This is a genomic window from Litchfieldia salsa (assembly GCF_900104555.1).
In the GTDB taxonomy this organism is placed as follows: domain Bacteria; phylum Bacillota; class Bacilli; order Bacillales; family Bacillaceae_L; genus Litchfieldia; species Litchfieldia salsa.
Genome location: NZ_FNJU01000007.1, coordinates 87298 through 103238, shown reverse-complemented (window position 1 = coordinate 103238; position 15941 = coordinate 87298). Strand labels below are relative to the sequence as shown.

The window sequence follows — 15941 nt, the reverse complement described above, 5'->3', positions numbered from 1 at the left end:
AACATGAAAAGGAAAAACATTGATAAAGCTTGGGAATTTATAAATGGTAAGCCTTTTATGATACCTGGTTACGGTCAGCCAGGAAAAATGGTGAATCTACCACATGATTTTACGATTGAAACAGATACCTTTCCAGAAGCACCAGGAGGACAAAATACAGGCTATTATGGTGGAGGAATTGGAACGTATACCAAGAAGTTAGAGATCCCGGAAGATTACAAGAATAAAAGAGTGCTAGTGGAATTTGATGGAGTATATATGAACCCAACTGTTATGTTAAATGGGCATGTCATTAAGCGACATCATTATGGATATTCGCCGTTTCATGCAGATTTGACCCCTTATCTCAAGCCGGGTGAACCAAACCGACTGGCTGTTATCGTTAACAATGAAGCACAACCTAATGGTCGTTGGTATTCTGGATCTGGTATATATCGTCATGTTGATTTACTTACTGCACCAAAGCTGCATATTGCACCATGGGGGATATACGCTCATACCTCCCATGTAGTGAATGGTACTGCTTTTGTTTTGGTTGAAACGACGGTTGAAAACCATACAGGTGAAGATACGAATCTTTGGGTTGATATTACACTAGCAAAGGAAACCTATGGTGAAACAGCGGGAATTGGTAGGGTTAAAGTTCATGTGCCTGCGGGAGAAAAAGCAGTTGGCCAAGTTAAGATTGCTGTAGAAGATGCAGAGCTTTGGGATATCGATTCTCCAAATCTATATAAAATAACTGCGCAATTAACTGATAAGGAAACTTTAATCGATAGTGAAAGCATAACATTTGGAATTAGGACGATTTCGGTCGATACAAAAAATGGATTTATGCTAAATGGTCGAACTGTCAAACTAAGAGGAGGCTGTGTTCATCATGATAATGGAATTTTAGGTGCAGCCTCTTTTAAGGATAGTGAATATCGCAAAATGAAAATTCACAAGGATAACGGGTTTAATGCGATTCGATTTGCACATAATCCGATGTCAAAGGATATGTTGGATGCATGTGATCGCTTAGGTTTGGTTGTGATTAATGAGGCATTCGACGTTTGGACAATGGAGAAAAACACCCATGATTACAGCTTGTACTTTGAGCAGGATTGGAAGGGTGATATGGAAGCGTTTATGTTGCGTGATCGGAATCACCCTTCTGTTATCATGTGGTCAACCGGGAATGAAGTTCCTGAGCGTGGTGGATTATCAAACGGATATCATTGGGCTGCTAAGCTGGCTTCCTTTGCACGTGAGGTTGATCCTACACGCCCGATTACGAATTCCATCCCATCATTTTTCAATGGACTTGAGGATGGCGACCAGCTGAAATTTTTCCAAGACCTGATGAAAAACTCGAATAATCGTGGCGGCGGAATCAGCAATTTAGATGGGGACTTTGGTAAAAGTATTTGGGCAGATTACACAGAAGCCTTTGCTGCTCCACTCGATGTTGTCGGTTATAATTACTTGAATTATCAATATGAAGAATCAATCAAGAAATTTCCGAATCGAGTTATTTGTAGTACGGAAAGTAAACCGATAGAAATGTTTGATTATTGGAATGATCTAGAACGTTTCTCACATGTGATTGGAGACTTTGTTTGGACAAGTTTTGACTACTTAGGGGAAGCGGGACTTGGTAGACAAGATGTTTATGAAACCGAGGAAGATGCTACCGAAGCATATAAAAAGCTTCATGTTGCAGAGTACCCATGGCGTACTGAAGGCGGGGCTGACATCGATTTATGTGGGTTTGCACGTCCTCAGTTAGCATACCGAAAAATCCTATGGGGCTCCGATGAGACCTTCATCGCAACACATCATCCTAAAAAACATGGAAAAATAGAAGTCATCGGTCGCTTTGCATGGCCAAACTGTGAAAACTCTTGGAGTTGGCCAGGATACGAAGGTAAGCCTGTCATGGTTGATGTATATTCAGCTGCTGAAGAAGTTGAACTTATTTTGAACGGCAGAAGCCTTGGAAGAAAGCCATCAGGTAAGGCAAATCGTTTAACAGCAAAGTTTGAGCTTGTGTTTGAGCCCGGAACTTTAGAAGCTATAAGTTATAAAGACGGAAAGAAGGTTTCATCTGACATCTTGACTACAGCTGGGAAACCTAGTGGCATTCGAATTGTTTCTGATAAGAAGGAACTAACTGCTGATGGGCAGTCACTCGTTCACGCAGTTATTGAAGTTGTGGATGAAGCGGGTAGATTAGTTCCAACAGCTGAAATTAAATGTGAAGGTAAAGTAGATGGCTCGGCAACCCTTTCAGCATTTGGTTCAAGCAATCCGAAAACTTCAGAAAACTATACAAAAGGTGAATTCACCTCTTATAAAGGTAGATTACTAGCTATTGTTAGAGCGGGCTACGCAGAAGGGACAGCAACTTTAACTGTAAGTATGGAAGAATTTTGCACGGCATCTATTGAAATACCTGTGAAAAGAAGTGAAGCGACGACAGCTTTTGAACATCAAAACAAGATAGAGCAATATACAGGATTTTGATTATAAAAACTAAATCAATTGATGAAAGGGATGATTTAAGGATGAGTTATGTTTGTAACCCTATTAATATGGAGTATAAATATCAGTTTTACTCTCTTCAAGGGGGAAGAAACGCCGTTGCAAGAGAGGCTGCAGATCCATCCTTAATTTTATATAAGGGGATATATTTTCTTTTTCCGTCAATGACTACTGGCTTTCTTAGTAGTGATAATCTAACTGATTGGGAGTTTCATGAGTTAACTAATGTACCAGTCTATGATTATGCTCCGGATGTAAGAGTGATCGGTGAGTATATCTATTTTTCCGCATCAAAAAATCACAGCAACTGTTCATTCTATCGAACTAATGACCCTATAAACGGTAAATTTGAAGAGATAGAGGGAACATTTCCATTCTGGGATCCAAATCTATTCGTTGATGACGATGGTAAAATCTATTTTTATTGGGGCTGTTCAAATGTAGCCCCTTTATATGGCGTAGAACTTGATCCTGATGATATGAAACCAAAAACCAGTCCAATTGAGCTTATTTTTGGGAACCCAAAGGAACTTGGCTTTGAAAGAATAGGGGAGAATCATATTAAACCTAAGGTTTCAGAAGTAGAACTAGAGTCAAAGGTTCAAGCCTATGTCAAGAAGATGCCAGATATTACAGAAGAACAGATTACTACTTTACGGATGTATCTGAGTAATGACAATCCATACATTGAGGGAGCCTGGGTGGATAAACATAACGGGAAATACTATTTGCAGTATTCTTGTCCCGGTACACAATACAATGTATATGCAGATGGTGTGTATGTTTCTGATCGTCCGCTCGGTCCATTTAAACTGGCTAAGAATAATCCATACTCTTATAAACCAGGTGGGTTTATGCCAGGAGCGGGGCATGGGTCCACAATGGAAGATAAATTCGGCAATCTTTGGCATGCTTCAACGATGAGAATTTCAGTCAATCATAATTTTGAAAGACGCATAGGACTTTGGACAGCAGGGTTTGACGAAGATGGAGAGTTATTCTGCAATCAACGATATGGTGATTGGCCAATGAAGATTGAACAGGGAAAGATGGACCCATGGAGTAACCCAGAGTGGATGCTACTTTCCTATCGTAAACCAGTGACTGCTTCATCATTTATCGAGGGGAAAGATGCTTTGAATGTGACTGATGAGAATGTTCAAACCTGGTGGAAAGCAGATTCAAATAAGTCTGGAGAATGGCTTGAAGTCGATCTTCAGCAAAACTGTGATGTTCGTGCGATTCAACTAAATTTTGCAGATGATCTAATGAATCTAACTCTTCCAGAGGGTGCGACCCTTCAGGGTGAAGGAACGATGATAAGATATATAGATGAACGTCAACATTTTACAAGATGGTTGGTAGAAGGTTCACTGGACGGGAAAGAATATTTCGTTATTGAAAATAAGGAGGATGCCAAGACAGATTTATCGCATGACCTAATTGTAAAAGAGGGTGGGCTTAAAGTGCGATATATAAGATGTACGGTGAAGGAACTTCCTTATAATCAGAATGCCTGTATTTCTGGCCTAAGAGTGTTTGGTAAAGGTGAGGGGGAACTACCTAAACAAGCAACAGGTGTTAAATTAGAACGCCAAAGTGAACTCGATCTTTCAGTGGAATGGAAAGATATAGGTGCAGTTGGTTACAATGTCCTTTGGGGCTTTGCACCAGATAAACTGTACCATAGTTATATGGTTTTAGGCAGTAATGAAGTAACAATAGGTGCCTTAATAAAAGCTCAGCCTGTATATGTAAGAGTGGATTCTTTTAATGAACAGGGAATAACAGAAGGCGAAATAATGAAAGTGGAAGAATTTAATAATACTACTCTATAAAGCAGTATGCTGCCTTTTCCTTTTATCCTATAGGAAGAGGCAGTTTTAATTTATTTGGCCTTATAATATTACAAAAAACTATACCAAATTACCATATTTATAATTTGAATAAGGTTAAAATAGAACTTGTAAATAAGTTTTGTTAAGTAAAAGCATAAGAAAAGAGTGGTTTTCGATGAAGTTCATACTGAAATTTATTAAACCTTACAAATGGTCAGTCTTAGGTATTGTTGGACTTACATTAGCTGGTATCTTGTTTGAATTATTTATTCCTACGCTAATGGCAAACGTTGTAGATATTGGAATCGTAAATTCTGATATCTCTTATATCATTAAGACTGGCGGGTGGATGATCGTGCTTAGCTTAATGGCTATTTGTGTAACGATTGGGAGTATCTATTTGACATCCAATGTGGCTGTTAGTTTTGCAAGAGATATCCGCCGTGAATTATTTGTTAAGGTGGAAGGCTTCTCAATGGAAGAGCTAAATAAGATTGGTACCGCCTCTCTTATTACGAGAACAACGAATGATATCAAACAAGTCCAAGATGCTATAAGCTTAATACTAGGTATGGCAACGAGGGCTCCATTAATGCTTATGGGGGGGATTATCCTAGCTGTCATGATGGAACCTTCTTTAAGCATAATCTTTCTAGTGTCCCTTCCAATACTCGTGTTGGCAATCGGTTTACTAATCAAAAAAGCAACCCCACTTTTTGGTTTGTTGCAAAAGAAGACAGATCGATTAAATCTAGTTATCCGTGAAGGCCTAACTGGGATACGAGTCATTCGAGCATTTAATCAGGTAAACTTTGAAAAGAAACGTTTTAACATAGCGAATGAGGATTTTCGAGATACTGGAATCAAGGTAAACAAAACGATGGCATTATTATTTCCATTAATGTCAATCATCATTAGCTTTTCTAATATCGCAATAATCTGGTTTGGAGCTATTCAAATTGACAAAGGAGTTATGCAGGTAGGGAATATGATGGCTTTTTTACAATATGCTTTAATGATTTTTATGGCATTTATTTTGTTATCGATTGCCTTTATGATGATTCCTAGGGCACAGGCATCTGCAAAGCGTATTAGTGAGATTTTACAGATGGAAGCAATTATAAAGGACCCGACTGAACCGAATGTGAAAAATGAACAGGAAGGCCTCATTAAATTTGAAAATGTCACATACCGATACACAGGAGCAGAAAAACCGGCAATCCTAAATATTTCCTTTGAAGTAAGATCAGGACAAACAACAGCAATTATAGGAAGTACCGGTTCTGGAAAAACAACACTCATTCAGCTTATTCCACGTTTTTATGACCCTGAAGAGGGGAGAATTCTGATCGCTGGTGTCGATGTTAAAGACATGTCACAGAAACAATTACGTGAGAAAATTGGCTATGTTCCGCAGAAAGCTTCTTTATTTACTGGTACAATCGCAGAAAATATACGTTTTGGAAAAAAGGAAGCGACCGAAGAAGAAATTTACGAAGCGCTTGAGATTGCACAGGCCATAGACTTTGTACAGGAAAAAGAAAATGGGATTCAGACGATGATTCATCAAGCTGGCTCTAATTTATCAGGTGGTCAAAAGCAACGCCTATCAATTGCTCGCGCACTTGTTCGAAATCCTGAAATTTTTATCTTTGATGATAGTTTCTCTGCTTTGGATTATAAAACAGATGCGAAATTAAGACGTATGTTGAAGGAAAAATTAAATGCTACAGTCATCATTGTTGGCCAGCGAATTAACTCGATCATGGATGCTGACGAAATTATCGTGTTAGATGAAGGGCAAATGGTTGGAAAAGGTACACATGAATATCTCTCAAAAACAAATCAAGTCTATCAGGAAATTCTTATTTCGCAACAAATGGAGGGAGAAGTATCGTGAGTAAAGAAAAAGTGAAGGCTTCCTCCAAAAACTCGAAAATAGTTGAAAAACCAAAGGATTTAAAAGGTACACTACGCCGTCTAGCAGGTTATTTAAAACCGGAGAGGAAAACTTTATTCCTCGTGTTTATTTTTAGTGTTATTTCAACTATATTTACAGTTTATAGCCCTAAAGTTTTAGGGGATGCAACAACTTCTATATTTGATAGTGTGACAAGAAAAATTCCGATAGATTTTGGTTTCCTTGGTAAGCTCGTCAGTCTATTAATCTTTTTATATGTGCTTTCTTCATTATTTTCATTTCTACAGATGTACTTAATGGCTGGGGTATCTCAACGTGCTGTAGCAACCCTTCGAAAAGAAGTAACTGAAAAATTCACAAGATTACCGATCAAATATTTTGATAAGCATTCATATGGTGACCTGCTAAGTAGAGCTGTCAATGATATTGATAACATCAATAACTCTTTTCAGCAGGCATTGACGCAAATTATTACATCGCTCATTACAGTTGTGGGTATTATCGTGATGATGCTTGTCATAAGTCCAACGCTTACTGTTATCATTGCTATTACGGTACCGCTAAGCTTCCTGGTCATCCGAATTGTTTTTTCTAAGTCTCAGAGATTTTTCAAACAACAGCAAGACAGTCTCGGAGATGTAAACGGTCATGTGGAAGAAATGTACTCAGGTCATCAAGTTGTGAAGGCATTTGGCTATGAAGGAAAATCAATTGAACGTTTTGATGAAATGAATAATCGATTATCTAAAGTTAGCCAAAAAGCTCAATTTATCTCAGGAATTATGAATCCTATGATGAACTTTATCGGAAACTTAGGCTTTGTGTTAGTCAGTATTGTTGGGGGCATTTTTGTCCTTAACGGTAATTTGTTAATTGGGAATGTGCAAGCCTTTCTACAATACTCTAAGCAAATCACGCAACCGATGATGCAGGTAGCAGGGATTGCAACGATGATTCAAAATGCACTTGCTTCTGCGGAACGTGTTTTTTACATTTTAGATGAAGAAGAACAGTCAAAAGAAGAAGATGCTGAAGTAGAATTTGAAAAACTAAAAGCACAAGTATCATTTGATCATGTGAGTTTTGGCTATGATGAAAATTCCCTTTTAATGAAGGATATCAATCTAGACATTAAAGAAGGGCAAACAGTGGCCATCGTTGGTCCAACCGGTGCGGGGAAAACCACGTTAATCAATTTACTTATGCGTTTTTATGGTTTGAATAGTGGCCGTATTTTGATTGATGGAGTAGATCTCCAAGAAATGTCACGTGAGCAAGCACGAAGTTTGTTTGCGATGGTCCTTCAAGACACATGGTTGTTTAGTGGAACGATTGCTGAAAATATTGCCTATGGGAAAAAAGGGGCAACAGAAGAGGAAATAAAGGCAGCCGCTTATGCAGCCTATGCAGACGATTTTATCCGTAAACTTCCTGAAGGCTATGATACAGCGCTAAAACAAGATGCAACGAATATATCACATGGACAAAAGCAACTCTTGACGATCGCAAGAGCCATTATCTCAAATCCAAAAATCTTAATTTTAGATGAAGCAACTAGTAGTGTTGATACGCGAACAGAATTGAATATCCAAAAAGCCATGAATCGACTTATGAAAGATCGCACAAGCTTTATTATTGCACATCGTCTATCAACGATTAAGGATGCCGATTTGATTTTGGTCATGAACAATGGAGATATTATTGAACATGGGAATCATCAGGAATTACTTATGCAAGGAGGCTTCTATGCTGACTTATATAATAGTCAATTTGAGACGGTAAGCCAACCCGGTTAATATTTTTATGATATACATAGTTTTAAGACTGTGTATATCTTTTTTCATTTTAAAAAAGCATCAGGTGTTGATCGAGAGGGCAAGGACAAGACGTTTCCAACCGACATTTGATTGGGATGATAACGTTAGTTGTCAATTCTGCCCAATCGTACATCACCTATATGCCCGAAAGTACGATTCTATCTATTTTCAAGTTTAGTAAGATATAAATGTAGCAAATAAAGTGTGTTTAACATAGCACTTTACTAGAAGTGGAGGGGGAGTGGATCATGGAACGCTTACAGAACAAAGTTGCAATGATTACAGGTGCTGCTAGCGGTATGGGATTAGCTGCTGCAAAGTTATTTGCAAGAGAGGGTGCAAAAGTAGCGGCCACTGATATTGCCGTAACACAATTAATAGAAGAAACTAGAAACTTTAAGGGAGACATTCTTGCTCTTGAATTAGACGTTACTTCTGAGGAACAATGGAGGATTGCAAGAGAACGGGTAATTAAAGAGTTTGGTAAGATTGATATTTTAATAAATAATGCTGGTGTGTCTGTTCATAAGAGCTTATTAGAGGAAGATCTAGAAGGATGGAATAAGGCAATTTCAATAAATCTTACATCTGTATGGTTAGGGATGAAAACGGTTATCCCTTATATGCAACAGAATGGTAAAGGTTCGGTTGTAAACTGTGTATCATTGGCGGCGTTAGTTGGTGGAGCGGATAGTGGAGCTGCAGCATACAGCGCTGCTAAGGGAGGCGTGCGGTCACTTACAAAGCATGCAGCAATAAATTTTGCTAAAGATAAAATTCGTGTGAATTCAGTATTCCCAGGTGCAATCTTAACAGGTGCTGTAAGAAAACATGGTGTTACTTCCCAAGAGCAATTGGGCAAAGCATTTCAGAATATAATTCCACTCCCTCCACATGCCGGTGAAGAAAGCGATATTGCCAATGCTTACTTATTTTTGGCTTCTGATGAATCAAAGTTTATTACAGGGGAAGAGTTAGTCGTTGATGGTGGATGGAGTTCAAATTAATGGTTGTAGATTCTTTATATAGCAAATAGGTTTATCTCAGTGAAATATACAACTCCTTTATCTAGTCCTATTAAAGAAAGGAAGGTAATTCATGAATCATTCGGTAGAACATAAGCCTGAGCAAGCAATATTGAGAGTACTTAGTGGTAAAAGTAGTGAAGATCCATTCCCACTATTTGCGCAACTGCGGGATATGGGTTCGGTTATACCTATCCCAATCCCTATGGGTGAATCCGATAATCAAGCTTGGATCGTCACACATTTGGAAGAGGCGATGAAGGTGCTTAAAGATCAAGAACATTTTTGCGTTGACCCTAAGTCCATTCATAAGAACAGTAAGATTCAAGACTCTTTAATAGGAAAAACAGATTCATCGAGTTCGAGTCTATTTTTATCTAATTCTTTAAACGCTATTGATGAGCCTGATCATAAACGTCTGCGTACATTAGTATCCAAAGCCTTTACGCCGAGATATATGGAAAGCTTACGCCCACGTGTACAGAAATTAGCTGTTGAATTACTCGACAAGGTACAAGACCAAGGAGAGATGGATCTTGTTAAAGATTTTGCCAATCCCCTACCAGTTAATGTTATTTCTGACATGATTGGAGTCCCAAAATCGGATCATCCAATGATACATGAATGGTCAGAAGGTATCGCTAATGGTCTTGGATTGGGAACGTCGAATCCACAGACTACTGAAAGTCTCAAAGAATTCGGTGACTACATAAAGGAGCTTGTAGCACACAAACGTAAGCAACCTTCTGATGATTTAATAAGCCAACTAATCGCAATTGAAGAGGAAGGAGATCGGCTTGATGAAAGAGAACTAATTTCGATGCTTCAGTTATTAATTTTTGCAGGGCATGAAACCACTTCAACCCTGATTTCAACGGGTACCTTAATGTTACTAGATCATCCAGACCAATTAGAGATGGTTAAGGCCAATCATAGCTTAATCCCGGCGGCTGTAGAAGAAATGTTGCGTTTTAACGGTCCTTCTACAATCGGTGGTCCGCGTTACGCTTTAAAGGATCATGTACTTGGAGGGAAACAGATTAAGAGAGGAGATATGATTTTTCCGTTATTGAAATCAGCGAATCGAGATGGGAAGCATTTTGCAAACTCAGAGGAACTGGATGTTACTCGGAACATTAAGCGCCATCTTGCCTTCGGTCAGGGAGTACATATGTGCTTGGGTGCACCTCTTGCCCGTGTGGAAGGGGATATTGCGTTTACCACACTACTAAGCCGAATGCCAAATCTTCGACTTAGTATCCCTCGTGAGGACGTTAAGTGGAAATTCAAGTTAGCAGCTCAAGGATTAGAATCTCTTCCTGTCTCTTTTTAAAGTACCAGTTTGGCGGAAAAGTACAGGTAGATCATTCCAATGCTGATAATCAAAATATAAGGAATTATGATACAATTGCCCTGTGAGAGGCTATCTCCCAGGGCGTTTTTCTCTTTCGTTACTTTTCAATAGTTCAAAGGGAGTACACAGTTGGAGGGGGTTATATATTGGTGATTTTTAATAAAGGAATGGGACCTAATGAGTATAAGGAATATAAATATTGATTCTATTAAAAATGTATCAGTTGAATTATTAGTATCTAAAATTGGTGTGATCGTTTGGATCTTTTTTATCTATTTAGGAACAATGGTGCTTCAATATATTGAACAACCTGTCTTTATCCAGAGTGTCGTTTTTACCATTGCTATTTTAATTTACATACTATGTTATTGGTTTTCAAATTTATTAACGGATAGAAGAAAGTGGGTTTATTTATTCTCACAAGGTAGCCTTTTATTCATTTCATCTTTTCTAGTTCCCCATGGCTCTCCTGTTATAATGGCTGGCCTACTTCCACTTTTGGTATCTCAGAGTATTACCATATTTGAAAACAGCATTAAGGTTTTCATTGTTTTTATAGGAGCGTATACAATCTATTGTGTGGCTATTTGGTTAAATTATGGATTACAGGAATTACCTATATTAGTCCTTATTTTCTTTTTTAATATTACGATTGTGAATTTCTATTCTGTCTTGTATAACAGACAGGTTAAAGCTAGATTACGAATGGAATATTACTTAGAAGATTTAGAAACGGCTCATCACAAAGTTGAAAACTTAACCTTAGCAATTGAACGACAACGGATGGCAAGAGACTTACATGATACATTAGCACAAGGTCTCGCCGGTTTAATTATGCAACTAGAGGCAGTAGATGCACATCTTCAAAATGGAAATATAAACAGATCTGAAGAGATTATTCAACAATCTATGATCAGGGCGAGAGAAACCTTGAAAAATGCAAGGAAAGCAATTGATGACTTGAGAACAAAGTCAGTTGAGGAAACTGATTTTAATCATGAAATATTAAATAGGATAAAAGAGTTTAAAGAAACTGCTGCAATAGAAGTGAACTATGAAATAGAGACTATTCAACAATTATCCTCCTTAACAATGGAACACAGTTTGTTTATCGTTAGTGAGTGTTTGGCAAACATTGTTAAGCATTCCCAAGCAAAGATGGTCAAGATAACCGTAAAGAACGTAAATGACTTTTTAAAAATAGAAATAATCGATAATGGAATTGGTTTTAATCCAAGATCCATTGGTAAACATTCTGGAAGGTATGGCTTACTTGGGTTAAGAGAACGAGTTCGATTAATAGGAGGTAAGTTAGAAATTAATAGTTGCCCTGGAAAGGGAGCGAAAGTTTCTATTAATGTCCCAGTTTAATAGAAAGGGGTTAGTGTGGTGAGAAAAAACAAAGTGTTAATTGTAGATGACCATTTAGTTGTTCGTGAAGGCCTGAAATTAATACTAGAAACAAACGAAAGGTTCGAAGTGGTTGGAGAGGCAGAAAACGGCGAGGAAGCACTTACGTTTATTGAGACTCACAAGCCGGATGTACTTTTACTGGATTTAAATATGCCAGTTTTGAACGGACTTGATACAATAAAAGCATTAATAGACCGAAAAGTATCGATCCCCGTTATTATTTTAACAACCTATAATGAAGATAATCTAATGATAAAGGCTTTAGAATTAGGTGCAAAAGGATATTTATTAAAGGATACGGGCCGAGAAGACCTTTTTCGGACGATTGACTCAGCAATCAGAGGAGAAACATTATTACAACCGGAAATGATGTCCATACTACTTGGAGCACAGGAAAAGAGATCTAAGAATCAATTTTCCTTTGAAGCCATTAAGCTAACTGAAAAAGAACTGTTTATTCTACAGGCAACAGCCAAAGGTTTCCGTAATAAAGAGATAGCCTTTGACATGGGGATCGCCGAAAGGACCGTAAAGGCACACTTGACAAATATTTATAATAAACTGGGTGTTAACACTAGAACAGAAGCTGTTGCAGTTTCCATAGAGAGAGGGTTAATCCACTTATAAGCAAGCATTTGTTTTTTTAAAAACAATAACAAAATCGGCTCCCAAGGAAACCCTGAAGCCGATTTTTTGCTACTAATTAATAGTTACCTTAGAAGAGAATACTTTTCGTTGAATAGCCCTTTCTTCGCCGATTATTTCAAATGGACTTCGTAAACGAATATCTTCTGATGAAGCACCGATAAATAGTTCCATCTCACCTGGTTCAACAACTTGCTCCATATTGATGTTATGGAATGCTAGTTGAGCCATATCAACAGTGAAAGTTACTTCTTTTTCTTCATTTACATCCAAGGAGACCTTGGCAAATCCCACAAGCTGTTTTGTAGGTCTAGCAATGCTGCTGAAACAGTCACGTATATAGAGTTGAACGATTTCATCACCTTGATAGTTGCCACTATTTTTAACAGTGAATGCTACTTCTAATTCCCCATCAATGTTTACCTTTTTATTTAGTCGTAGATTACTATATTCAAATTTTGTATAACTTAATCCATATCCAAACGGATATAAAGGTGTGTTCTTGTCATGATCAATATATTCTGCCCATTCATTTGTATCAACGAAAAAAGGTAATCTGCTATTGTACATTGGAATCTGTCCTTTGTCTTTTAGGACAGTAACTGGCAATTTACCACTTGGGTTTCTTTTTCCAGTTAAAATGTTTACGATCGCTTGTGCACCAGTTTGTCCAGGAAGCCATGCATAAAGGACAGCATTACTTTGTTCGCTGATGAAAGGTGTTGCTAAAGGTCTACCGTCAACAATTACAGAAATGACAGGTTTATTTAGACGGAATACCTCTTCCATCATATCAATTTGAGGCTTTTCAAGATTGATATTGAGATTATCCTTATTCTCTCCAGCCGTAGCGTCTGGAGCTCTCATACTTTCTTTTCCACCTAAAACGGCAATGACTATGTCTGCCTGCTCAACAGCATGCTTTACCTCTTCAATGCCACCTTCAATTGGTTTGGTTATGTCACAGCCTTTCACATGAAGAACATTTTCACTACCAAATTCATTTTCCAATACTTCTTTAACTGTTAGGCAGTTCGGGTAAAATCTTTCTAAAAACTCCTCGATTGATTGATAATCTTTATTGGATTTTGATCGGTTTTTCTTAAGCATTTCAATGATTTGAAGCTTTTGTTCAGGTGATGGCTGCTGATCAAATACAATTCCTCTTGATTTCAACATTTCTTTATGTTCAGATATAACGACATCATAGGCTATTTTAATAAAATTCTCATCTTCAGATCGATCAAAATCACTAGTAGTTGTATCAGCAGTAGCTACAGCTGAATAACCTCCAAAGAAGTTAATTTTGTTGTCAGCGGAAGGGCCTATTACGGCTATTTTTAGCTTCTTTTTCAATGGTAGAATACTATTTTCATTTTTTACCATGACAATGGACTTTTCTGCAATTTCTTGAGAAAGCTCTTGATTTTCCTTCTTGGTAATTTCTTCATAAAAATCACCTGTATTATATGGGTTTTCAAATAACCCTAACTTGAATTTTGTCTCAAGTACTCTTCTTACAGCGCGGTCAATATAGTCCAGTTCTAATTCACCTAATTGGACGGCTTCTTCTAGAAAACGATAACAGGTGTTATTAGGCTGTTCTACATCCATTCCAGCTTTAAGTGCGATGACTGCTGTTTCTTTCTGAGTTTTCGCTACACGATACCTAGCATTAGCATGGCTAACACTACCATAATCGGCAACAACTAATCCTTGGAATCCTAGTTTCTCACGTAATACATCTGTTAGTAACCACTTTGAAGTAGAAACGGCTTGTTCATTCAAAATCCCATAGCTATTCATAATTCCCATCACTTGACCTTCATGTATAGCTGCTTCAAAAGGATGGCAATAGGTATCATACAATTTTCTTTCACCTATTTGCTGTTCTCCTCCATTTCGTCCACCTTCTGTGTTACCATAGCCAACAAAATGTTTTGCTGTTGCCATTACTTCTTGATTGCCTTGTACACCTTTTACAAAGGCTGTCCCCATTTGTGCAACTATATAAGGATCTTCGCCATATGTTTCTCCGATTCTTCCCCATCGTGGATCTCTTCCTAAATCAAAAAGAGGGGAGTGCACAGCTCTAATTCCAAATGCCATTAATTGTTTTTTTACGACTTCTCCCATTTTTTCCGCTAATTCAGGTTCCCATGTTGAGGCGACACTCATTGATTGGGGAAAGGTTGTCGCGCCTGGTATTTGTGCACCTGCAATGCCTTCGTTGTGTATGAGAGCAGGTATTCCCAATCTTGTTTCTTCAACAAAAAAGCGTTGGATAGAATTGATTGTTTCCATATCCTTTTGCGTGTTGCCGGTCTGAGAGCTATTCAAATAACTCAATGTACCAACCCCATGTGAGAAATTTTCCTTTGCATTCTGAATAGGATCCATCTGTCCGTAATTGACCAAACCATATAATTGAGAAATTTTTTCTTTTAGTGTCATTTCCTGAATAAGATCATCAACTCTTTCTGTGATACTTTTAGTAGACTCTTTGTATCGCATTTTTTCATCCTCCTTTTCACTGTTAAAAATTTTGAATTATTATATATAAATTATAGTAAGAGAAATAAATGGGTTCATATACTATTGTTGTTTATGAGGTATAATTGTTATAGATGAAGTACTGTTTTTTTAGGAGGGGATTTTGATGAACAAAGATATTAACTCGTTGAACAAAAGTCTTTCAATACAAGCGGAATATGAAGAAAATTATTCAGAAATGAGTACACGACTTAAATTATTGCTTGAAAACGTAATAATTTCCGGGAATATAGATACATACCGTCAGGTAAAAGCAGATGCTGCACATATGAAAGATTTAGTAGAAATTCTGGATGAAAAATTGGAAGTACAAAAGCTATATGTAGCTTCAACTATATATTCTTTCGTTGAGACAGCAATCAAACATGGCTTGCCGAAGGATGTGGCGGAAATTTCTAAAAAGAAGTTTTTTGCAAAAATTGCGGATTGTTCCAACAGCAGAGAATTAGAGGAATATCACTTTCAAATTGTTGAAGATTTATTAATGGCGATGAACCAATACTCTATGAAAAAGTACACGCCCCTTATTAGAATGGCCATCGAATACATCCATAACAACAAACTTAAACCAATTTTTTCAAAGGATGTTGCAACTGCTATTAAAATAAACCGAAGCTACCTCTCAACCAAGTTCAAAGAGGAAACGGGAGAAACGATTACCGATTATATTCATAAGGTGAAAATCGATTTTGCGATTCAGCTTATGCAAAGCAATTTTTACAAGTTTAATGAGATTGCTGAATTATTGGGGTATACGAATTACTCCTATTTTAGTAAAGTCTTTAAAAAGATTTATAATGAAACCCCCTACGACTATATGAAACGGCACTCAAATGATTAAGTTCACTA

At 37.5% G+C, this 15941-nt stretch carries 10 protein-coding genes; 9 read left to right on the top strand and 1 reads right to left on the bottom strand.

The features are described 5' to 3' along the window. The first annotated feature begins 3 nt into the window (after nt 1–3). The 8 genes from BLQ56_RS14450 to BLQ56_RS14415 all read left to right on the top strand — a co-directional run bounded on the left by BLQ56_RS14450 (nt 4) and on the right by BLQ56_RS14415 (nt 12521). On the top strand, nt 4–2508 hold the full coding sequence (locus BLQ56_RS14450; protein ID WP_090855716.1) for a glycoside hydrolase family 2 TIM barrel-domain containing protein: 2505 nt from the start codon (nt 4–6) through the stop codon (nt 2506–2508). A 41-nt stretch (nt 2509–2549) separates the two neighbouring features. Further along, nucleotides 2550–4364: a family 43 glycosylhydrolase gene (locus BLQ56_RS14445; RefSeq protein WP_090855713.1), complete on the top strand. Its 1815-nt coding sequence runs from the start codon at nt 2550–2552 to the stop codon at nt 4362–4364. Between the two features lie 175 nt (nt 4365–4539). Next, entirely contained in the window at nt 4540–6264 is a 1725-nt protein-coding gene (locus tag BLQ56_RS14440) for an ABC transporter ATP-binding protein (RefSeq protein ID WP_090855710.1), read from the top strand. Further along, entirely contained in the window at nt 6261–8081 is a 1821-nt protein-coding gene (locus BLQ56_RS14435) for an ABC transporter ATP-binding protein (protein ID WP_090855706.1), read from the top strand. The genes BLQ56_RS14440 and BLQ56_RS14435 overlap by 4 nt, the downstream gene beginning before the upstream one ends. A gap of 269 nt (nt 8082–8350) precedes the next feature. Beyond that, nucleotides 8351–9109, top strand: coding sequence for an SDR family NAD(P)-dependent oxidoreductase (locus tag BLQ56_RS14430; RefSeq protein WP_090855703.1), 759 nt, complete (start codon nt 8351–8353; stop codon nt 9107–9109). Between the two features lie 91 nt (nt 9110–9200). Beyond that, complete coding sequence (locus BLQ56_RS14425; RefSeq protein WP_090855701.1) at nt 9201–10460, top strand: cytochrome P450 family protein; 1260 nt, start codon at nt 9201–9203, stop codon at nt 10458–10460. Between the two features lie 198 nt (nt 10461–10658). Continuing rightward, nucleotides 10659–11852: a sensor histidine kinase gene (locus BLQ56_RS14420; RefSeq protein WP_090855699.1), complete on the top strand. Its 1194-nt coding sequence runs from the start codon at nt 10659–10661 to the stop codon at nt 11850–11852. An 18-nt stretch (nt 11853–11870) separates the two neighbouring features. Beyond that, nucleotides 11871–12521, top strand: a complete 651-nt coding sequence (locus tag BLQ56_RS14415) for a response regulator (RefSeq protein WP_090855696.1) — start codon at nt 11871–11873, stop codon at nt 12519–12521. Between the two features lie 72 nt (nt 12522–12593). On the opposite strand, the gene BLQ56_RS14410 is transcribed toward BLQ56_RS14415, so the two are convergent. Continuing rightward, nucleotides 12594–15053, bottom strand: coding sequence for a glycoside hydrolase family 3 N-terminal domain-containing protein (locus BLQ56_RS14410; protein WP_090855693.1), 2460 nt, complete (start codon nt 15051–15053; stop codon nt 12594–12596). 145 nt (nt 15054–15198) lie between these two features. Here BLQ56_RS14410 and BLQ56_RS14405 point away from each other — a divergent pair, with 145 nt between their 5' ends. Further along, entirely contained in the window at nt 15199–15933 is a 735-nt protein-coding gene (locus BLQ56_RS14405) for a helix-turn-helix domain-containing protein (RefSeq protein ID WP_090855690.1), read from the top strand. The last annotated feature ends 8 nt before the right edge of the window (nt 15934–15941 follow it).